Below are 19833 nucleotides of genomic sequence, written 5' to 3'. Positions count from 1 at the left end.
ACCGCCCCCGCACGATCGAAGTCCCGCTACACTCCCGCCACCCGAAGAAAAGACCAGGCCAGACAGCGAAATACTGCTGGAGTATTAGATCACAGCCCTTTCTTCAGTGACCATAACCGCTACCGAATTCATATCGATGAACGTGTTCTCGTCCGGGTTCACCAACTCCTTGTAGTTCTCGGACGCGAAGAAGGCGTCGTGATCCGCCCAGCTTTCGAACCAGATTTCAGTGAGGCCGTCGTAGGCGGGACTCGGATAACCTTCGGCGGGTACCGGGTGGGAGACGGTGTACTTCTTCACGTACTGCCGCGCTTCCGGAATGGAAGTGAACAACGGGGCGTGGCGGTTTCGGTGATGCTCAACGAATTCCTCGAAGGTCATTCCATCGATACGGTTGATCATGAAAGCGAACTTGATCACGGACTTCTCCTTTTCGTGCTCGCGGACGCGAGGGGTCGGCAGTCAGGTGCCCTGGCGGGAGGTCGCCGACCATGGGGTTAACCTAGACGCTCACATTGATGTCAAGGGCAAGTCACTGTGACCCAATTCACGGGAGGGGTTGAGATGCGGATCGGTGAACTGTCCGCCCGGACAGGAGCAAGCCGTCGATCACTGCGCTACTACGAGCAGCAGGGCTTGCTGGTCAGTGCGAGGTCCCCCAGCGGCCAGCGGTGCTACGACGATGATCACGTCGAGCGGGTGGCGCTGATTCAGGCATTCCTGACCGCCGGAATGTCCAGCAAAACCATCGCTCAGATGGTCCCCTGCATGACGGAGCCCAACATGGACAGAGCCCGGCAAGCCTTGACCACAATGAATCAGGAGCGAAATCGTCTTTCGTCCACAATAGACAGCCTGGTCGCCGCCAGAGCAGAACTTGATCACCTGATCAACGTAAATCTGAACTTTCTCGCGGATGCGGAGGATGATTAGGTTTCGGGCCGACTGAATCGAACGCCCTGGTTTTCCTTCGGCGAAATAATCCGTCCCATGCGACGCGCGCTTGAAATCGTTCCCTGTCTGACATCTTCCGCGATCCGCCGGGCCGCACCCGGCGAGGTGCGGAACATCCCCCACGACGAGCGCCTGTAGCCGATTGCGGCCCTCGTGCTGGAGCAGCCGGAAAGGAGCCGGAGAACGGTCTCGTGCCGAAATCTGCTCGGCTGCACCTGGTGGCTGGCCTGCCGCTGCTGTGGCCGGACCCCCGGGCCGGACCCCCGGGCCGGACTCCCAGGCCGGACTCCCAGGGTGGACACCTAGCCCGCGGCGGCGAGGTGGGCGTCCACGGTGACGACACCGTCGACGCCCTGGCAGAGGCCCACGACCACCGGGATGAGACGCGGTTCCGGGACGTGGCCCCGAAGGGTGACGTCACCGTCGCGGACCTCGACCGCGACGGTGCCCTCGTCCAGGCCGAGGATGCGTCCCAGGACGTCCTGCTCGATCTCGTCGCGGATCTCGACGTCGGAGCGGATGAAGGCATCGAGCAGGTCGCTGCGGCTGACGATGCCAAGGAGCCTGTCGTCGCCGACCACCGGCAGTTGCTTGACGTGCCGCCTGCGGAGTTCGCGCGCGGCCCGGGGGATGGTCCATTCGGCGCGGGCGGTGAGGACGGGGCTGCTCATGAGCGCACCTGCGGTCCGGGCCCGGGCCTTGCCCCAGGCGTGCTCGTCGTTCCCGTCCTGCCCCTGCGGATCGGGCATGCCGGTCTCGTGCCGCAGCACGTCGGACGCGGACACCACACCGACGGGGGCGCCGTTGTCATCGACGACCGGTGCCGCGGCAATGTCGTTCGCGTCCAGCAGGGCGGCGACGTCCTGGAACGGTGTGTCGGGCCGGAGGGTGACGACCTCCTCGGTCATCACGTCACCGACCGTGCGGCGGCGCAGCATGGCATCGGCCTCCTCCGCTTCGCGACGGGGCGCGGCCGCGGCCGGACCCGGTCGGACCACGCGCGGCGCGCCGACCTCCGCGGCCCTGCCAGCTCGCCCACGCCGTCTTCCCTACCCATGACAGCACCGCGCCGCTCCGGCGACCACTGACGTTCGGCCTGGCGGGGCGGGCCGGGGGTCCTACGGCCGGGAGTGCGGCCGAGCGCGCGGTAGGTGCCGGCACGCTGGGCGCCCGGCCCTTGCGCTTATCGAAGGGGGATGGTCAGGCCGCAGGCCGCCCTCCTGACCGCTCACTCAGCGTCCGCGCCCACGCCCACGCCCACGGGCCCGGCTCCCGGAACGGACGAAGGGGCCGCGGCCGCCGGACAGTGGCGGGCGCGGCCCCTTCGGGCTCGCGACCCCTTCGTACTCTGGGGGAGGCTTCAGCCAGGCGGCCTGGTGCCTGATCAGTGGTCGTCGCCGTGATCAGTGATCGTCGCCGTCGTTGTCGTCCCGGTCGTCCTGGTCGACGTGCTGGTTGAGGACCTTGCCGCCGGCGGCGTCGACGGTCACGTCGTGGCTCTTGTTGTCCTTGCCGAGGACGTCGACCTCGTAGACGGCGGCGCCGTCGCGGTCGTTGTCATCCAGGCTGAAGGAGGTGACGGTGCCGGGGACAGCCTTCAGGGCCCGGTCGGTGGCCTTGCCGTGGCCGATCTTGTCGCCCTTGAGCAGGGCCTGGGTCTCGGCGGCGTCCTCGGCGGCGTCGTCGTCGCGGTCGGTGTGCTTGTTCAGGACGGTGCCGTTGCCCGCGTCGATGGTGACGTCGTGGCTCTTGTGATCCTTGCCGAAGACGTCGACCTCCCAGATGAGGGAGCCGTTGCGGTCCGCGGTGTCGAGTTCGGCGGAGGTCGCGGTGCCGGGGACGGCCTTCAGGGCCTTGGCGGTGGCCTTGTCGTAGCTGACCTTGTCGGCCTTGACCTGCGCGTGGTCCTGGGCGGTGTCGTCCAGGTGGCGCTCGCTGGGGGAGAGCTGGACCGAGGACTTCGGCGAGGGGCCGTCGTCGTCCGCGAAGGCGTTCGCGGCACCCGTGCCACCGATCAGGGCGACAGCGGCGGCCGTGCCGAGGACGATGGCACGGGGGGTGAGCGTGCGCTTGGCGGTGGCCTTCATGAGGACGTTCCTCCGGATCATGTCGCGGTTGAGTTCCGCCGGCGGGCCCTGTCGCGCCCTCCGACACCCACTACGTTGCCGACCCGAACCTGAACGCAGCCTGAAGTCCTGAAGCGCTCTTCAGCTTCAGGCCCCGTAACGGACGAAGGGGCCACGGCCACCGTGCTGGTGCCTGCTGGGCTCATGGGGTGCTGCTCCCTCGAGCTGAGCCTCCTCGCCAACGACCTCGCCCCGCGGAGCCGTCCGCGACCTCATCGACGTCCACAACGCCTCCCGCCACCACACCACAGCCGACCTCGAAACGCCGCTCGGCCGTCGGCACGCCCGGGACGAGCTCTGTCTCGAGGACCTCCAAGCACGCCTGGCCGGCGCGGAGTGGTACGAGGGCGAGGAGTTCACCGCCTACGGCCTCACCCATGCGGACCCCGCCACCCTGGGCGCCCGTGGCCGGGACTGGTGCGACGACCTCACCCGGCGCCTGCACGAAGACCCCGCCGACGACTGACAAGCGATCGCACCGACGAGAGCTGGAGGCGATCACCGGGAAGAGCGTCTGGTCACTCCAGCCCTCCTGGATGTCGTCGCCGCTGAGGACTTGTGGGTCGGAGCGAGGGCCGAGAGCTGGTGGTTCCGGCCAGTCGGCAGGGACGAAGGGGTCACAGGCCGTAAGCGGCCTGTACGGCGGCAATCGCCTGATCGTAGGTGTCCGTCTCGGTGTCGATCGATCGTCAGCCGCACGACGCCGCCTCTTTTCGTGATCGCTGCCGACATTCTTCCCCGGACGCTCTACCACCCGATCGGTCTGGCCCGGGGCGGGCAAGAAGAATGCAACTCCGTCCTGCGGTCAGCGGGCTCCGCCGGTTGGGCGGCTCGCCGCCGAAGAACCCACCGTCCCAGCATCCCTCCCCGCCTCCTCACGAGCGCACAGGGCTCCGTGGAGACGGGCGAACACCGCACACACCAAAGGGCCACCGCTGTGGGCAGGATCATCACCAGCACACCCGTGATCCACACATTGTCGTCGCTGAGCCACAGCATGCTGAGTCCGGCGAGGTGGGCCAGGGGAGCGGCCGCGTACCGGGCCGGCCAGAAGACGAGCACGGCGACCGCAGTGACCAGCGTGCCCACGCAGAGGGTGCGCCATCGTGCGCGGCGGGTGTGCCCGACGGTCCACACCAGTAGGGGTGCCGGGCGATCTGTTTCGACAGTTGCTGCAGGCACCGGCGGTCCGTGGTGGTGCCGGCCGTCGGGCCGGATTCGGCGAGCTGTCAGTACGTGCGGTTGGAGGGGCGCATCACGTCTGCCAGTAGTCGGATTCGCTCCCTCGCCTGCGGTTCGGACCGCCGATTCCCGTCCTACTCCGCGCGCTCCATGGGCCCCGGGCCCGGATGCCCGAACGGCAGCGAGGAGGAGCCCAGCCGAAGCAGGGCGTCCGAGGTCGCGCCGTCCGCCGGGTGGTAGGCCCAGATCCTATGGCCTTCGCCTCCCGGCAGTTCCAGAACGTGCTGGTCGAGTGCGAGAGGCCCGACCCGCGGATGGTGGAGAAGCTTGCGGTCCATCACCTTCTCGTAGATGCGGTGCTCCCCCCAGGAGGAGCGGAAAACATCGCTGTACGCGGCCAGCTCTCCCACCAGTTCTGTCAGGCGGGCCGACTCCGGCCCGGAGCCGGTCTGTGCGCGTAGGGCCGCCACGGTACAGCGCGCGAGTTCGGGCCACTCGGTGAAGAACGACTGCGCCCCGGGGGCCAGGAACACCATGCGGGCATAGTTGTCCCGGGGCTCCAGCCCTTCGTGGAGAAGATCGCCGAGCGTATTGCTGCTCACGATGTCGAGCCACCGGTTCAGCAGCAGGGCAGGCACCGTCATGGAGCTGAGCAACTGGTGCACGGCCTCCCGCCGTTCCCTGCCCATGCCGGGATCCGTTCCCTCTGTGGCCACCTCACCTGCGGCGAGCTCACGCAGGTGCCGCGCCGCCGCGATGTCCAGCAGCAACGCCTCACACAGCCCGTCCACCACCGCGCGGGACGGTCGCCGTTCCCTTCCTTGTTCGAGGCGCACGTAGTAGTCGGTGCTGATCCCGGTCAGGAACGCCACCTCGTCCCGCCGCAGCCCCGGCACCTGGCGCTTCGCCCCCGAAGCCAGCCGGTGCTGTTCGGGGCGCACCTGCTTCCGTCTGGCGCGCAGAAAGCTGGCCAGTGGCCCGCCGTCCCCGCTGTGGCCGCTCGAAACCTTCACACCACCAGCGTACGGGCGCGGCCGTTCGCCCTGGTGGGGAGAGGGCCGTGCCCCACTCGGGGTGGGAGTGCCGCTCCTACCCGTCCGGCGAGCCGGACGCCTACCGTGACGAGGAGTGCCGGGAACGTACGGCTCTCAGCCGAACGCCCCTTTCCCTTCCCCCGGGCTCCTCCGACGTCGGGGCGCCGCACGGTTGCGGATGGTTTCCCGGCAGCAGTACGGAACGCGAAAGAAAGAGATCAGTCGATGTTCGTCATCACCGGCGCCAGTGGCCGTACCGGACGGGCTGCCGCTGTGCGTCTGCTTGCGGACGGATACCCCGTCCGAGCCGTCGGCCGTTCGGCCCGGCGGCTCGCCGACCTCGCCGGGCGGGGCGCCGAGGTGTGGGAGGCCGACCAGACCGATACCGCTGCACTGACCGATGCCTTCCGCGGCGCGGACGGCGTCTACGCGGTGATCCAGCCCAACTACATCCCTGACCATCCCGACTTCGGCGCCTTCCAGGACCAGGTGACGGCCTCCCTGACCAAGGCGGTCACCGCGTCCGGTGTGACCCGCGTCGTCGGGCTCAGCAGCTGGGGAGCCCAACACGCCGAGGGCACCGGCCCGGTCACGGGGCTCCACCGCTTCGAGCAGACCCTCTCGGCCGCCCCTGGATTGGACACGCTGTGGCTTCGGGCCGGCTACTTCATGGAGAACCTGCTGGACCACATCGGCGTTGTCAGGGACCTCCACCGCATCAGCGCCCCCTTCGACCCCGACCTTCCGCTGCCCTTCGTCGCCACCCGCGACATCGGGGTCAGAGCCGCAAAGGAACTTGCTACCGGCACCTGGCGCGGTACGGAGGTCCTGGAGCTCCAGGGTGAACGCGACGTGAGCATGCGGGAAGCCACGGACGCGATCGCGAAGGCCGTAGGTGCGGACGACCTCACCTACGAGCAGATCAGCCTCGCCGCCTTCCACGCGGAACTTTGCCGGAATGGCGTGTCCGCCAACGTCGCGGACATGATGGCCGAGGTCGGCAAGTCCCTCAACTCCCGGCACACGCGGATGCAGCAGCCCCGTACCGCCCGCACCTCGACCCCTACCTCCATCGAACGGTTCGTCGAGGAGGAATTCGCTCCCCGGTACCGCGCGACCGAATCGGAGTGACATTCCGCGGCGGGCTCGTCGCGGCGGCGAGCGAGAGCAGGCCACCCCGGCTTGCCTCCAGCCGTTCCGTCCCCTTCGGCGCGATGGCGTACGGAACCAGCACCACTCTGCAGGCCGGCCCCGATGCTCGGCCGGGCCGACGGAGACGCCGAAGGGCCGACTGAAGCGCTCAGTCACAGCAGCAGGAGGCCGGGGCAGGAGGTCTCCGGTTGATATGCCTGCGTGCTCGGGAGCAGCTGGAGCCCTGGTGTCACGTAACCCTTTTGGGGTGACAGCCCCGGGAAACGAGCGTTCGGCCCAGTGGGGCGGGTCACGGTGACGGTCATGATGATTCCCCCCGCGCCGGCGAGCTGCGGCTCGTTGATCGAGGGGTTCCGGGACCCCTCCCGGCATTCCGCGGGATACTTTCGCGGGCCGACTGCGGGGGGTGTCCATGAGGAAAGAGGCGAGAGCGCTCGGAGCCGTACTCGCTCTGGTGCTTCTCGTGCCAGGCTGCGGGAACGACGATGACGACGAGGAGTACCCGGTCACCGTTCTCAGCGAGTACCGGCCGCGCTACGACAAGATCCGAACCGTCCTCGCGGAGTCCGCCTCACATCTTCCGCAGGAAAGACCTGCCCGCAACGCATGCAGCAGGGCGATGACTCCGAAGTTGTCGGTGGCCGACTACGAGCACGAGCACGAAGAGGTCACCGACAACGCCGAACTCTTCATGCAGGACGACCTCACGTCTGCGGACGTCCCGGAGAACCGTGACACTCCCGCCTCCCTGGACCGCTTCACAGTCCTTCCCGGCTACCTGGCCCGGGGCCTGCGGATCACCGGGCCTAAGGGACCGCTGGGCAGCAACGACTTCAAGGTCGGCCCCGACTACGGCGAGACCTACGACGTCGAAAAGGACCCTGGCAGGCGTCTCGCAAAGATCCTCGACGCGGGGCTGGGCATGCGCTATGTCGTTGCCTTGCGCGTCCTCAAGTACACCCCGCCGGATGTCAAGTCGGTCCCCGAGGAGGTCGGATGGGGGCAGTATGCCGTCGGAGAGGTCACGGTGGACGCGTTCGTCATCGATCTGAAGCAGGGGGACATCCCATGCCACCTTCGTGCGCGCGGACAGTCGGGCCATTCGGTGTGGTGGACGGAGGGCACTGCTGAGCAGGCAATCTACAAGGACATCCGCGAGTCACTCTCGATTGAGGTCTACGACACGCTCCGCAAGATCGGAGCTGGTTCGGCGTGACACGTCGATGCCGACGGCCGCCACGTCCAGGACGAGACCCGTCTCCTGCTCCGAGGCGAGGACCGGCAGGTCCAGCACCGCAGCCGCCGCTATGGCGCGCTGGTGCTCCGTCGTTTCCTCCGCGGTGAGCACGCGGTGTTGGGGATGCCGGAGCCGGGCGGCTCACGACGCGTCTTGTTCTCGCCCGTACGGCTTGGTGCGGGTCTCCTCCAGAGTCTTCAGGTTCTCCCGCACGTCGACCGCCCAGCGTCAATGGCCTGATGGATGAACAGGACGGCTGTGGGGACGTATGGTGATGTGCCAGGGTGGCATCTGGACTGCCGGATGCCCCCGGCGCGTTTCCCGGCCGGGAGCCTCGGTGTGCAGGTGCGCGGCCGACAATCAGCGTGCGACGCTGCGCATCAGTCCCTCAAGTTCGCGTTCGCCGGCCGGTGTTTGCGCCCCGTTCTGTAGGCCCCCGCTGATCAACTGCTGAGCGGCCGGGAGACTGAACTGAGAAGCCCAAGCGTCGTTCTCACGGAGGAGTCCTTCCTTGAAGTCATCGGCGGGCAGTGAGCGCTTGGCTGCTTCGATGACACCGTCGGGCAGCGCGGCGATATTGCGAGCGACACGGTCGACGTACCCGTCAAGCTCGTCGGCGGGCAGGGCCCGGTTGATCCAGCCGTAGGATGCTGCGGTCTCGGCATCGAACAGGTCGGCCGTGAGGATCACCTCCAGTGCGCGGTTGCGACCCACGCGGTCCCGGAGGTACTGCGTTCCACCTCCGCCGGGGATGATGCCCATGAGCGCTTCGATCTGACCGATTCCGGCGGTCTCGGTGGCGGCGAATGCCATGTCCGCTGCCGCAACGAATTCCGCCCCGCCTCCGCGGGCCTTTCCGGCAAGTTTGACGATGGTTACCTGGGGCTGGTGGCGGATGAGCTCGCCGACAGCCTGGAATACGTTGACGTCCGCCGGTGTCGACGCAGCGAGCTCCTGGAGGACGTCCATCTTCTCCCCGATCCGCATGTCCACGTGGGCGAGGAAGAATTCCGGGTCGGCGCTCGAGAAGACGATCACCCGGACCGTTGAGTCGTCCGCGAGCGTGGCCAGCAGGGTGCGGAGCTCGCGCATCATCGTCGCGCCGAGCACGTTCACCGGGGGATTGTCGAGGATGATCCGTGCGACGCCGTGTTCGTTGCTCACGCGCAGGGTCGAGTAGGCATCGTTCGTCATGAAGGTCTCCATCGGTTACTGCAAGGCATGTAAGTTTGCAATGCATACCTACCGTCGGCGGCGCCGCTCGGATCGTCAAGAACGCACTTTGGGAGCACCAAGGATCATGAAGGACACCGACCTGCACGGTGTTGACACCGAAACACGTACCGTCTTCCGGGCGGACTGCCCCAGCCGGCCAATCCTCGACCAGATCGCGGACAAGTGGTCGATGATGGTCATGGCGCTGCTTGAGCGGCCTACCCGGTTCAATGAGCTGAAGCGCGGTCTGGAGGGTGTGACGCAGCGCGTGCTTACCCAGACACTGCGTCGTCTTGAGCGGAACGGCATGATTCAACGCAAAGTACTGCCGACCTCACCCGTCGGCGTCGAGTACTCCCTCACACCGCTGGGCGAGTCCCTGCGCGAGCCGTTCGGGCATCTCTACGACTGGACCGTCGAGCACAGCGAAGAGATCCAGAACTGCCGGCGGGCGTACGACAGCAGGGCTGGCGCTTAGCAGGACTCCGTTAGGTCTGTCTTGATCTTGGTGTCGTGTGTGTCCTGCTGGGCAGGGGTTGGTGGCAGGTGGTGCAGATGCCGGTCCAGCACCTCAAGATGTCTTGGAGGGCGTCGAGGATCTGGTACGGAGTGCGCCCGGCCCGGGGACTTTTGGGGCCAGCCGTTGCTCGGTGCGGAAGGCGTGGGCGGCGATCACGAGGGTGACGTGGTGGTGCCATCCCGGCCAGGAACGGCCTTCGAAGTGGTCCAGGCCCAGGCCGTGCCTGAGTTCCCGGTGGTCGTGCTCGATACGCCGGCGGACCTTGGCCAGACGGACCAGGTCGGCGATCGGGGTTGCGTTTGCCGAAAGTGTCATCCGCCCTGGTGGGGGCGGTGTGCGCGGTGTACGGGAGGCCGACCGGCGTAGTTGCCCGAGCGGGTGCTCTCACGAGGCCGGCGCTCGCGGCGGCAAGATGATCGACTGTGCTGCTGCGATTGGCCTACTGGGCGTGGCGAATGCGTTCGCCATGCTGCGCCTGGGGCCTCCAGCACGTGACGGACTTCCTGCGCGCTCAGGCCGACGCCCTGCTGGCCTGCGACTTCTTCGAAACGGTCACCTTGTCCGGGGCTCGGATGTACGTGCTTGCCGTCATCGAGCACGCGAGCCGACGGATCCGGGTTTTGGGTGCTACCGCGCACCCGACTTCAGCGTGGGTGGCACAGGCTGCGAAGAACCTTGTCATGGATCTTGAGGACGTGGGCTGCCGGGCGCGTTACATGATCAGGGACCGGGACGGGAAGCTCCCCGCCCTGCTCGATGCCATTCTGGCGGATGCGGGGGATCGAGGTCGTCCTCAGCGGTGTTCAGATGCCGAGAATGAACTCGATCACGGAAAGGTGGGTACAGACCTGCAGACGGGAACTCCTGGACCGCACCCTGATCTGGAACCACCGGTACCTGCTCCACGCCCTGCGCGAGTTCGAGCAGTTCTGCAACGGACACCGGCCGCACCAGGGCATTGCCAACGCCCGCCCGCTGAACCCGTTGCCGCCAGCGATCGCCGATCCGGAGAAGATCACCCGCCTCGACATACGACGTCGTGATCGCCTCGGCGGCATCCTCCACGAATACCGACATGCCGCATGACCTGGGCGGATGAGGTTTCCGGCAAGCGCACGTCCACGAGCAGGGTGACCCACAGGGCAGGGAACGCGCCCGCATCCGAAGCGAGAGAGGCATCCGCTGGGGAGGCCGGCCGCTTCCAGCGGCAGCTTGATCAGACAGGAACTTCGAATATGAGTTCGAGGCCGTCTTCCTCGTCCCATTGCTCTCCGACCTCCACAAAGCCGAACCCCGAAATCGTGGCCAGGGATGCGTCGTTGTCAGGACTGATCGTCACCCGCACGGTCCCGACTCGGGCTTCGGCGACGGCCCGATGCACCAACGCGGTCAGCATCGCCCTGGCGTAGCCCTGACGACGGTAGACGGGGACCACCGAGTAACCGAGCTCCACCATCCCCGCCTCATCCGGCGGCCCATGGAACCCGGCATACCCCACGACGACACCTTCCGGCTCGGCCACCACAATCTGAGTGAGCCACGCCGAGCAACCCGGGTCCGAGGTCAGCTGATTGACCCGATACTGCCACACCCACTTTGCCGTGTCGGTGACGAAGTACTCGGTGAGAGCGACACCTGCTTCGGCACTGGCGCGAGCCAGGTCGTCCTTCAGCAAGGCGTTCATGGTCGTGCTCGACAACTCAACAAATCGCACGGACTTCGGGCTCGTGGGTGCCGGAGTCCGGCGCTCGACTTTGTCTGTCACAGCTCGAATCGTCGTGGAGAGTCCAGGACGTGTCCAACTGTTTCCGCAGTGGCTGACGCATGCCCCGACCAGATTGCGCCCCATCCACCCGTCCCTACCTGCGCCCGAACCTTCCCGGTCAGAGCACTAGCGGGCGATCCCGCCGCGGCATCCACGGTCTGGGAGACCCTCCGCGAGCACGGCATCCCACCCGCGCCTGAACGGCAGAGCACCACCCGGGCCTGCTCCGAGGCCCTTCCCGCCTGTGATCTGTTCGAAGTGCGCACGCTGACGGGGGCGCGCATGTACGCCTTCGCCGTCATCGAGCACACCACCAGGCGCATCCGGATCCTCGGCGCCACCGCACACCCCACGGGGGACCGGATCGTGCAGCTGGGACGCACGACTCGGTGGAACCCTCCACCAGTACCAGCGAGCGGCCTGAGCTGCGCGGATGATGTATCGGCGCCCGCAAAGCTGAACCAGACCAGCACGAGAACTGATCATGCCGGTCACCTGCTGGTCAGGTGCGTTGCCTTGGGTCAGGTCCGGTGAAGCCATCCTGGAGCGCTGCGAGATCATCCGTACGAGCACGAGAACTGATGATGCCGGACTGCTGCTCGAGCACATTGCATCAGGTCAGCACCTGTGAAGCAGTTTTGAAGCGTTACGGGTCGGGCGTGCGTGTCGCCGCCGTCCTTCGGGAGCGCGCCGTTACCGTGATTCGGCGCGGCCCCACGGCCTGCCCCAGCACCTGCTGCTCACATCACGGAAGACGGGAGTGGTGATGCGGGCTAATCCCGATGCGGACAACGGGCAGCCGCGCGTTGTGGTGGGCCTCCTCGTCGATCCGGACGCGCCGGCGGAACTGGCGGAGGAGCTGGCCGAGGATCTGCCGGAACTGCTCGCCGAAGCCGTGAACCGAGACATCGAGTGGAGCCTGCGGGTCGTCCGTGACCCGCTGACCGCCACGTTGCACGACAGCGTCGCGGTCCTCAGTGCGACACGGGAGCACAGGCTCCGAGAGAACTGGGACATCGCCGTCTGCCTCACCGATCTGCCCTTGCGCACCGACGGGCGACCACTGGTGGTCGATGTGGACGCCGAAGATCGGGTGGCGCTGGTGTCGCTGCCCGCGCTCGGTGGGATCTTCCTACAGCGGCGGCTCCGTCGCTCCGTCGTCCGGCTCCTGAAAGATCTGATGCTCACCACGACCGGCGACGGCTCCACGCGGCCGGGCCAGGGCACCATCGGACCGATCGTTCCGGAGCGGACCGCCCCCGTGAAGCGCGTGGCGGCGGACGAAGAGATTGTCGATCTGCGGATCGTGGGGTCTCCGGCGAGAGGACGCCTGCGCCTGCTGCTCGGAATGGTGCGCGCCAACGGCCCTTGGCGGCTGGTCCCCGCCCTCGCCAAGGCGCTCGCTGCCGCGCTGGCCACCAGCGCCATCGCCGTGATGAACGCAACTGTCTGGAACGTGGCCACCGGGATCCGGGTCGAGCGGCTCGCCGTGATCTCCCTCTTCTCGGTGGCGGCCATGGTGACCTGGCTCATCGTCCACCGGCGTCTGTGGGAGCGGCCCGATTCTCCCTCCCCCCAGGACAAGGAGAAGGCTGCGCTGTACAACCTCTCCACGGTCCTGACCCTGTCCCTGGGCGTCCTGTGCGGTCTCGTCGGCCTCTATGTCGTGGACTTCGCGGTGTCCTTGTTCCTCATTGACGGCGGAGTGCTGGCCAAGCAGGTGGGCGGCTCGGTCGGACTGGGCGACTACGCTCGCCTGGCGTCGCTGGCGAGCGCGGCGGCCATCGTGGGCGGAGCCCTCGGATCCGAATTCGAGAGCGACGAAGCCGTCCGCCGCGCCGCCTACGGCAAACGGGAACGACAGCGGCGCGAGCAAGCGGAGCGTGAGCGCCGGGAGGCCGAAGGGTAGGCGTCGGCAGCGTGGACCGATGGCCCCCGCGCATGGCGCCATGCACGGGGGCCTGGCCTCATCACGAAGGTGATGCCTTAATGACTCCCCCGGCATCCCCCTGGTTCACTCGCGCGGGGCCGTCATCAAGGGCAGGCAGACCAAGCCATCCGCCGGGGCGGGCGACAAGGGGGAGCGGTCGGGCGGCCTTGCCCGCCGGGGAAGGGACCGTCGAGCTCAGCCGGCCTCTGACGCTTCGAGCAGGTCGCGGACGTCGTCGGCGGGGTCGCCTTCCCGATGTTCTGGCTGATGGACACCAGGCAGTTCGGCCTGGTGCTGCTGGGCTGTCTGCTGCTGATGGCGGCGTTCGCCGCCATCTACGGGCCCATCGCCACGTTCCTGGCCGAGCTGTTCGGGACCAAGGTCCGCTATTCGGGTCTGTCGGTGAGTTACATGCTGTCGGGGTTCCTGGGCAGCGCCGCGACTCCTGCCGTCACCACAGCGCTGCTGGACGCGACCGGGAAAGGGTCGTCGGTCGCATGGTTCATGATCGGCTCCGCCTCGGTATGGCTGGTCTGCCTGCTGCTGCTCGCCGAGACCCTGCGCAGCGAGATCCACGAGCAGCCCGATGCCCACGCGGCCGCACCGGTCCAGGGCGCGCCGACCACCAGCTGATACGGCTCGACCATTCGGGCCGTGTGGGGGAAGAGAGCAGGAATGAAGCACATTCGGGCCGCACAGGGCGGGCCCAAGCCGGTGGGCCGCTATGCGCAGGCCGTCGTGGCGAACGGACTGGTCTTCACCGCGGGACAGATTCCCGCCGTCCCCGGAGGAGACATGCCGGTGGATTTCGCCGAGGCACTGGACCTGCTGGGTCCCGGGGACGTGCTGGTGGTCGACACCGGGCAGAACGTCACCCATGCTCCGATCGGCGCCGTCACCGGCTGTGCCGCGCGGGTGACGGGCGCGGCGGGCGTCGTGGTCGACGGAGTCGTCACCGGTCTGCGGGAACTGCGGGAGATGCGGCTGCCGGTGTTCGCCCGGGGCACCAGCCTGCTCACCACCAAGAGGCTCGGGCGCAGCGACGGGGTGGCGCCGGCTCAAGGAGGCTCTCGCCGTCTGGGAGGGGGCCGACAGCGGAAAGGATCCGGGGGTGCGGCGCGGGGCGGAGCTGCTGGTGCGGGGGCTGGAGGAGCTGACGAGGGCCGTGGGCCGGACGCCACTGGAACGGGGACGTCGAGCCTGCCCGGCAGGAGCGGCGCGCTCAGCTGGACGAGGCGGGGAAACAGCTGGCCCGTGCGGAGCGCGAGGGCGCGCCCCGGCCGCCGACGGAGGAGGGCTGAGCCGGCCCCGCGGGGCGGCCGGGACGGTGGCCGCGGACGACGCCGGAAGAGAGCCCGCCGTACAGTTGCTCGTATGGTGGACGCGGATGTGCCGTCCTCGGCCGGGGCCGCCGAACAGCTGCTCGAGGAGCTGGTCAGGGCCACCCAGCAAGCCTCCCCTGCGGAGTTCCCGGAGGTCCTGAACCGCTATGCCGGGGCCATGGGCCTGGGCCGTGCCGTCGTCCATCTGATCGATCTCCAGCAGAGGCTGCTGCTGCCGCTGGCAGAGGACGAGACGGAACTCCCGGTGGACGCCTCCCTCGCGGGATGGGCGTACCGCACGGACGCCCTGCGGGTGGAGGAGGACGGCTCGGGCGGGCTGGTCGTATGGCTGCCGCTGGCCAACGGGGCCGAGCGGCTGGGAGTCCTGCGACTGCGGATGGAGTCCCTGGACGGGCTGCGGCTGTGGCGCTCGCGGGCGCTGGCCTCGCTCCTCGGCTTGGTGATCACCTCCAAGCGCACCTACATCGACACGTTCGCGCAGCGCACCCGGACCCGGCCCATGCAGCTGTCCACGGAGATGGTGCGGGCCTTTCTGCCCCCACGTTCGATCGGCACCGGCCGGGTGGTCTCGACCGCGGTCCTGGAGCCCGCGTACGAGCTGGGAGGCGATGCCTTCGACCATTCGTTCACCGCGGACGTGCTGCACGCCACGATCCTCGACGCCATGGGCCACGATCTGGCGTCCGGCCTCGCCACCTCCGTGGCCATGGCGGGGTCACGCAACGCCCGGCGCACGGGCGCCGACCTGGCCTCGCTCGTCGGCGCCGTGGACTCGGCGCTGTCGACCTGGCTCCCGGATCAGTTCTGCACCGGCATCTTCACCCAGTTGCACATGCCCACGGGAGTGCTGCGCTGGTCCGACTGCGGCCATCCGTCCCCCTTGCTCATCCGCCGCCACCGGCTGCTGGAGAAGGAACTGGAGCGGCCTTCCGAGCCTCCGCTGGGGCTGCCCGCCAGCCTGGCCGCCAGTGCCCGGCAGATACACGAGGCGGCCCTGGAACCCGGTGACCGGATACTGCTGTACACCGACGGTGTCGTGGAATCGCGCAATGAGGGAGGGGAACAATTCGGCCTGGACCGCTTCACCGACCACATCATCCGGTCGACGGCCGCCGGGCAGAACGCCACGGAGGTGCTCCGCCTGCTCATTCACGCCATCGTCGACCGCCGGCGCGACGAACTCAGCGACGACGCCACGATTCTGATGATCGAATGGTGGCCGCCGGGACCGTAAGACGATGTCCTCCGCGGTGAACGAGCCTCTCGACATGGTGTACCTGGCCACGGCAACGATGGATTCGCACGGCGTCGTGACCGGGTGGAGCGAGGGCGCCCAGCGGCTGCTCGGCTACCGGCCCGAGGAGATCGTGGGGCGAGCGGTGACCGAGCTGTGGGCCGGGGAGACCGCCGCCGAGGCGGTCGAGCGCTGCCTGGCCGGCCGGTCGAGGTGGAGCGGACGGGTGGGGCTGCGCCACCGTGACGGCCATCGTATGGAGGCGGAGGCGCTGGCGCACCGCGTGGTGGCGGACGGCGGTGCCACCGGATGGCTCCTGGTGTCCGCCGTCGCGTGGGAACCGCGTTCGCCCGAGGCCGACGCGGCTGTGGACGCGTTCACCCAGGCCCCGTGCGTGCTCGCGGTCTTCGACACGGACCTGCGGCTGGTACGGGCGAACGCCGAAATGGAGGCGGCGGCCGCCGTCACCGAGGATCGGATGCGCGGTATGCGCCTGGTCGAGCTCCTGTCGCACCCGGAGAGCGAGAAGACCGAGGAGGGCATGCGTCGCGTGCTGGAAAGCGGCGAACGGCAGGTCCTGGAGGCTTATCTGCGGGTGCCGGGGGAGAGCCGCGAGCACGCCTGGACGATCTCGCTCGCGCCGCTCGAGGACCGGACGGGCCGCGTGTACGGCGTGTGCTTCGCCGCGTACGACACCACCCGCCTGCACCAGGCCCAGGAACGGTTGCTGCTGCTGAACGAGGCGGGGAAGCGCATCGGCTCCACCCTGGACCTCGCGCATGTCGCCCATGAACTTGCCGACGTGGCCGTCCCCCGGGTCGCCGATTTCGTCGGCGTCGACCTGCTCACCTTTCTCGACCAGGGTGAGGAACCCCCCTCGGGCCCGCTGTCCGGTCCCATCACCATGCGCCGCGCCGCCCATCGCTCCGTCCTCCCCGGAACCCCGGAGGCCGTGGTCGACGTGGGCGAACTGGACACCCACCCGGAGTCCTCACCGTCGGCCGAATGCCTGGCCGAGGGCCGGGCCATTCTCCACCAGGTGAGTGACGAGCTCATGGTCCGGTGGGACGCCCTCGACCCGGTACGGGCCGCCCGGATCCGGGAGTACGGGATCCACTCGGAGCTGGTGGTGCCGATGCGCACCCGCGGTGTCACCCTTGGCGTGGTGTTCTTCGCGCGCCACCGGACGCCGGTGCCCTTCGACGAGGACGACCTGCTGCTGGCCGAGGAGATCACGGCCCGAGCGGCCATATGCGTGGACAACGCACGCCGCTACAAGCGCGAGCGCATGACGGCCAGGGCTCTGCAGCGCAATCTGCTGCCGCGGCGCCTGCCCGACCTGGCCGCGATCGAGGTCACCTCGCGCTATCTGCCCTCGGAAACCTGGGCCGGCGTGGGCGGCGACTGGTTCGACGTGATCCCGCTCTCCGGCGCTCGCGCCGCCCTGGTGGTCGGCGATACGGTGGGCCGCGGCGTCGAGGCGTCCGCCACCATGGGGCGGCTGCGCAGCGCCATACGCACCCTGGCCGATATCGATCTGCCGCCCGGCGAGCTGCTCACCCACCTCGATGATCTCGTGACCCGGCTGGCGGCCGAGGACGATCCCGGGGCCATCGGCGCCACCTGCCTGTACGCGGTCTACGACCCGGTCTCCCGCCACTGCACGATCGCCAGCGCCGGTCACCCCCCGCCCGTCGTGGTCACCCCGGACGGCAGCGCCGACATCCTCGACGTCCCCCACGGCCCGCCCCTCGGCCTCGGCACCCTGCCCTTCGAGGCGGTCGATACCGAACTGTCCGAGGGCAGTGTCCTCGCCCTCTACACCGACGGTCTGGTCGAGGGCCACGACCGCGCGATCGACGAGGGACTGGAGGCGCTGTGCGAGGCCCTGGCCCAGCCGGGCCCGTCCCTGGACGCCCTCGGCGACACCGTCCTGCGGACTCTGCTCCCCGCCCGCCCCGACGACGATGTCGCCCTGCTCCTCGCCCGCGCCCGGGCCCTCGGCCCCGACCGGGTCGCCACCTGGGAGATCCCCCCGGAACCCGCCGTCGTCTCCCGGATCCGGCAGGAGGTCACCGCCCGACTGATGGACTGGGGACTGGAGAAGCTGGTCTTCACCACCGAACTGGTCGTCAGCGAACTGGTCACCAACGCGATCCGCTACGGCCGCCCGCCCATCCGGCTGCGCCTGATCCGCGACCGCGCGCTCATCTGCGAGGTCTCCGACTTCAGCAGCACGGCACCGCATCTGCGCCGGGCCCGCGCGCTCGACGAGGGCGGCCGCGGCCTCTTCCTGGTGGCCCAACTCGCCCAGCGCTGGGGCACTCGCCTGGAGGTCCATGGCAAGACCATCTGGGCCGAGCAGGACCTCTCCGACGACTGAGCTGGCTGCAGTCGCGTTCGGAGTGCCCGGATGAGACCGTGGAGGACAGGGCGAATCGTCTCTCACAGCAGGCGGCACGTTGCCGCCATCGCAGCGGGGCCTCAGGACGACGGCCGCGCCACCATCCAGCCACCATCGCTCGCGGCCTCGGGCCGGGTGACGGCAGTGGGCGCATGCGTGTGGTGGTGAGACGAGGAGTGATCATGAAGGCAGCTGTATACGAAGGACCGCGGAACGTCGCGGTCGAGGAGAAGCCCGACCCGAGGATCGAGCACCCCTCCGACGCGATCGTCAAAATCACCACCACCAATATCTGTGGCTCCGATCTGCACATGTACGAAGGGCGTACGTCGTTCGAGAAGGGCCGCATCTTCGGGCACGAGAACCTGGGGCAGGTCATCGAGGTCGGCTCGGCGGTCAGAAAGCTCAAGGTCGGCATGTATGTGGTGCTGCCGTTCAACATCGCCTGCGGTTTCTGCAAACAGTGCGAGCGCGGCTTGACCAACTACTGCCTGACCATGCAGCCGGAGCCCTCGGCTGCCGGAGCCGCTTACGGCTTCGCGGACATGGGGCCGTACCAGGGCGGCCAGGCCGAGTTCCTGCGCGTGCCGTACGCGGACTTCAACGCGCTGCGGCTGGGCGAGGATGCCGAAGAGCGCCAGACGGATTACGTGATGCTGGCCGACATCTTCCCCACCGGCTACCACGCCACCGAGATGGCGGGCGTCAAGCCCGGGGACCAGACCGTCATCCACGGTGCGGGTCCCGTGGGGCTGATGGCGGCCTACTCGGCGGTGATCAAGGGTGCTGGACGGGTGTGGGTGTGCGACTTCCACACCGATCGGCTGCGCAAGGCCGAGGAGATCGGCGCCATACCGATCGACATGCGCGAGCAGGACCCGGGCGAGGTCATCAAGGAAGCCACCTTGGGGCTCGGCGCCGACAACGGTTGCGAGTGCGTCGGCTACCAGGCCCATGACCCGTCGGGCCACGAGGACGCCTCCCGCACGATGAACAGCCTGATCGAGAACGTCCGCTTCACCGGGTGCATCGGCGTGGTGGGCGTGTTCGTCCCCGAGGACCCGGGCGGCAGGGAATCCCAGCCCCAGATCGGCGACTTGGAGGCCGAGGGCAAGGTGCCCATCGACTGGGGCAAGCTGTGGTTCAAGGGCCAGAAGATCGGCACCGGCCAGGCACCGGTGAAGAGGTACAACCGCCGGCTGCGCGACCTGATCGCCGGGGGCAAGGCCAAGCCCAGCTGGGTGGTCTCCCATGAGCTTCCGCTGGACCAGGCCCCCGACGGCTATGACCACTTCGACCGCCGGGACGAGGGCTGGACCAAGGTCATCCTGCACCCGGACGGTTCCGGCTGACCCGGCGGCCGGGCGCCGCTGTCCTGGTGCCCCGAGGCCCACGAGGCCGGGGCGCATCCTGGCCGCGCGGGGCGGCCATCCTTGCCCGGTCCGGCCTGGGAAGCGGCGAGCCGGTCTGCCCGGGTGTGGGTCGCCCGGATCGCGCCCGCTCGTACCTGTCCTCGGTGGTGGTCCGGGGCACCGGAATTAGACCCCGCAGGCGCAGGCGTTCATACGTCCGCTTTGTCACCCTTGTGGCTTAGGTGCAGTAATCCCGGCCCCGTCGCCCGACCGGGCGCCGGGGCGAATGTCCGCGGCCGCCCTCGGAAGGAGTTGCCATGGCCAAGGCAGTCGGAATCGATCTGGGTACCACCAACTCGGTGATCGCCGTGTGGGAGGGTGGTGA

General features: G+C 68.5%; 16 protein-coding genes and 3 pseudogenes. 12 read left to right on the top strand and 7 right to left on the bottom strand.

Features of this window, described 5'->3' with window-relative positions; genetic code table 11:
- Nucleotides 1-84 precede the first annotated feature (84 nt).
- Nucleotides 85-420 (bottom strand): EthD domain-containing protein, encoded by a 336-nt coding sequence (locus tag ACFYOY_RS41485; protein WP_388592933.1) that lies wholly within the window; start codon nucleotides 418-420, stop codon nucleotides 85-87.
- A 144-nt stretch (nucleotides 421-564) separates the two neighbouring features.
- On the opposite strand from ACFYOY_RS41485, the gene ACFYOY_RS41480 reads away from it, so the two are divergent.
- Nucleotides 565-933, top strand: coding sequence for a MerR family transcriptional regulator (locus ACFYOY_RS41480; protein WP_351901572.1), 369 nt, complete (start codon nucleotides 565-567; stop codon nucleotides 931-933).
- 323 nt (nucleotides 934-1256) lie between these two features.
- Here the strand turns inward: ACFYOY_RS41480 and ACFYOY_RS41475 are convergent, their stop codons facing one another.
- From ACFYOY_RS41475 to ACFYOY_RS41465, 3 genes are all read right to left on the bottom strand, one after another.
- Nucleotides 1257-1892: a CBS domain-containing protein gene (locus ACFYOY_RS41475; protein WP_351901570.1), complete on the bottom strand. Its 636-nt coding sequence runs from the start codon at nucleotides 1890-1892 to the stop codon at nucleotides 1257-1259.
- 465 nt (nucleotides 1893-2357) lie between these two features.
- Nucleotides 2358-3041 (bottom strand): PepSY domain-containing protein, encoded by a 684-nt coding sequence (locus ACFYOY_RS41470; protein ID WP_351901568.1) that lies wholly within the window; start codon nucleotides 3039-3041, stop codon nucleotides 2358-2360.
- A gap of 1355 nt (nucleotides 3042-4396) precedes the next feature.
- Complete coding sequence (locus ACFYOY_RS41465; RefSeq protein ID WP_388592930.1) at nucleotides 4397-5275, bottom strand: helix-turn-helix transcriptional regulator; 879 nt, start codon at nucleotides 5273-5275, stop codon at nucleotides 4397-4399.
- A 246-nt stretch (nucleotides 5276-5521) separates the two neighbouring features.
- Here ACFYOY_RS41465 and ACFYOY_RS41460 point away from each other — a divergent pair, with 246 nt between their 5' ends.
- Nucleotides 5522-6427, top strand: a complete 906-nt coding sequence (locus ACFYOY_RS41460; RefSeq protein WP_388592927.1) for an NAD(P)H-binding protein — start codon at nucleotides 5522-5524, stop codon at nucleotides 6425-6427.
- A 433-nt stretch (nucleotides 6428-6860) separates the two neighbouring features.
- Complete coding sequence (locus tag ACFYOY_RS41455) at nucleotides 6861-7664, top strand: hypothetical protein (protein ID WP_388592924.1); 804 nt, start codon at nucleotides 6861-6863, stop codon at nucleotides 7662-7664.
- Nucleotides 7665-8045: 381 nt separating this feature from the next.
- Here the strand turns inward: ACFYOY_RS41455 and ACFYOY_RS41450 are convergent, their stop codons facing one another.
- Nucleotides 8046-8879 (bottom strand): enoyl-CoA hydratase/isomerase family protein, encoded by an 834-nt coding sequence (locus tag ACFYOY_RS41450; RefSeq protein WP_351901560.1) that lies wholly within the window; start codon nucleotides 8877-8879, stop codon nucleotides 8046-8048.
- Nucleotides 8880-8985: 106 nt separating this feature from the next.
- On the opposite strand from ACFYOY_RS41450, the gene ACFYOY_RS41445 reads away from it, so the two are divergent.
- A complete protein-coding gene (locus ACFYOY_RS41445) occupies nucleotides 8986-9378 on the top strand; it encodes a winged helix-turn-helix transcriptional regulator (RefSeq protein WP_388592922.1) in 393 nt (130 codons plus the stop codon).
- Between the two features lie 93 nt (nucleotides 9379-9471).
- Here ACFYOY_RS41445 and ACFYOY_RS41440 read toward each other — a convergent pair.
- Nucleotides 9472-9708 (bottom strand): annotated as a pseudogene (locus tag ACFYOY_RS41440) (IS701 family transposase); the annotation flags it as partial.
- 209 nt (nucleotides 9709-9917) lie between these two features.
- On the opposite strand from ACFYOY_RS41440, the pseudogene ACFYOY_RS41435 reads away from it, so the two are divergent.
- Nucleotides 9918-10506: pseudogene (locus ACFYOY_RS41435) on the top strand (integrase); the annotation flags it as partial.
- Between the two features lie 130 nt (nucleotides 10507-10636).
- Here ACFYOY_RS41435 and ACFYOY_RS41430 read toward each other — a convergent pair.
- Nucleotides 10637-11104, bottom strand: coding sequence for a GNAT family N-acetyltransferase (locus ACFYOY_RS41430; RefSeq protein WP_388593033.1), 468 nt, complete (start codon nucleotides 11102-11104; stop codon nucleotides 10637-10639).
- 847 nt (nucleotides 11105-11951) lie between these two features.
- On the opposite strand from ACFYOY_RS41430, the gene ACFYOY_RS41425 reads away from it, so the two are divergent.
- From ACFYOY_RS41425 to ACFYOY_RS41395, 7 genes and pseudogenes are all read left to right on the top strand, one after another.
- Nucleotides 11952-13094 carry a hypothetical protein gene (locus tag ACFYOY_RS41425; protein WP_388592920.1) on the top strand — a complete coding sequence of 381 codons (1143 nt, stop codon included), beginning with the start codon at nucleotides 11952-11954 and terminating at the stop codon, nucleotides 13092-13094.
- A 288-nt stretch (nucleotides 13095-13382) separates the two neighbouring features.
- A complete protein-coding gene (locus tag ACFYOY_RS41420) occupies nucleotides 13383-13748 on the top strand; it encodes an MFS transporter (protein ID WP_388592917.1) in 366 nt (121 codons plus the stop codon).
- 42 nt (nucleotides 13749-13790) lie between these two features.
- Nucleotides 13791-14132 (top strand): annotated as a pseudogene (locus tag ACFYOY_RS41415) (hypothetical protein); the annotation flags it as partial.
- Between the two features lie 357 nt (nucleotides 14133-14489).
- On the top strand, nucleotides 14490-15692 hold the full coding sequence (locus ACFYOY_RS41410) for a PP2C family protein-serine/threonine phosphatase (protein WP_351901708.1): 1203 nt from the start codon (nucleotides 14490-14492) through the stop codon (nucleotides 15690-15692).
- Between the two features lie 4 nt (nucleotides 15693-15696).
- Nucleotides 15697-18075 (top strand): SpoIIE family protein phosphatase, encoded by a 2379-nt coding sequence (locus ACFYOY_RS41405; protein WP_388592914.1) that lies wholly within the window; start codon nucleotides 15697-15699, stop codon nucleotides 18073-18075.
- A 203-nt stretch (nucleotides 18076-18278) separates the two neighbouring features.
- On the top strand, nucleotides 18279-19448 hold the full coding sequence (locus tag ACFYOY_RS41400; RefSeq protein ID WP_388592912.1) for a glutathione-independent formaldehyde dehydrogenase: 1170 nt from the start codon (nucleotides 18279-18281) through the stop codon (nucleotides 19446-19448).
- Nucleotides 19449-19765: 317 nt separating this feature from the next.
- Nucleotides 19766-19833: Hsp70 family protein (locus tag ACFYOY_RS41395; RefSeq protein WP_388593029.1), on the top strand; the 68-nt coding region annotated here is incomplete at its 3' end.

The sequence above is a fragment of the Streptomyces sp. NPDC007875 genome (genome assembly GCF_042868035.1).
GTDB classification, from domain to species: Bacteria; Actinomycetota; Actinomycetes; order Streptomycetales; family Streptomycetaceae; genus Streptomyces; species Streptomyces antimycoticus.
This window is presented reverse-complemented; position numbering and strand designations above follow the sequence as displayed.

Coding starts and splice junctions, on each gene's coding strand:
- ACFYOY_RS41480 (WP_351901572.1), top strand. CDS start 565: ATGCGGATCGGTGAACTGTCCGCCCGGACAGGAGCAAGCCGTCGATCA.
- ACFYOY_RS41475 (WP_351901570.1), bottom strand. CDS start 1,892: ATGCTGCGCCGCCGCACGGTCGGTGACGTGATGACCGAGGAGGTCGTC.
- ACFYOY_RS41470 (WP_351901568.1), bottom strand. CDS start 3,041: ATGAAGGCCACCGCCAAGCGCACGCTCACCCCCCGTGCCATCGTCCTC.
- ACFYOY_RS41460 (WP_388592927.1), top strand. CDS start 5,522: ATGTTCGTCATCACCGGCGCCAGTGGCCGTACCGGACGGGCTGCCGCT.
- ACFYOY_RS41455 (WP_388592924.1), top strand. CDS start 6,861: ATGAGGAAAGAGGCGAGAGCGCTCGGAGCCGTACTCGCTCTGGTGCTT.
- ACFYOY_RS41450 (WP_351901560.1), bottom strand. CDS start 8,879: ATGACGAACGATGCCTACTCGACCCTGCGCGTGAGCAACGAACACGGC.
- ACFYOY_RS41445 (WP_388592922.1), top strand. CDS start 8,986: ATGAAGGACACCGACCTGCACGGTGTTGACACCGAAACACGTACCGTC.
- ACFYOY_RS41430 (WP_388593033.1), bottom strand. CDS start 11,104: ATGAACGCCTTGCTGAAGGACGACCTGGCTCGCGCCAGTGCCGAAGCA.
- ACFYOY_RS41425 (WP_388592920.1), top strand. CDS start 11,952: ATGCGGGCTAATCCCGATGCGGACAACGGGCAGCCGCGCGTTGTGGTG.
- ACFYOY_RS41420 (WP_388592917.1), top strand. CDS start 13,383: ATGGACACCAGGCAGTTCGGCCTGGTGCTGCTGGGCTGTCTGCTGCTG.
- ACFYOY_RS41410 (WP_351901708.1), top strand. CDS start 14,490: ATGGTGGACGCGGATGTGCCGTCCTCGGCCGGGGCCGCCGAACAGCTG.
- ACFYOY_RS41405 (WP_388592914.1), top strand. CDS start 15,697: ATGTCCTCCGCGGTGAACGAGCCTCTCGACATGGTGTACCTGGCCACG.
- ACFYOY_RS41400 (WP_388592912.1), top strand. CDS start 18,279: ATGAAGGCAGCTGTATACGAAGGACCGCGGAACGTCGCGGTCGAGGAG.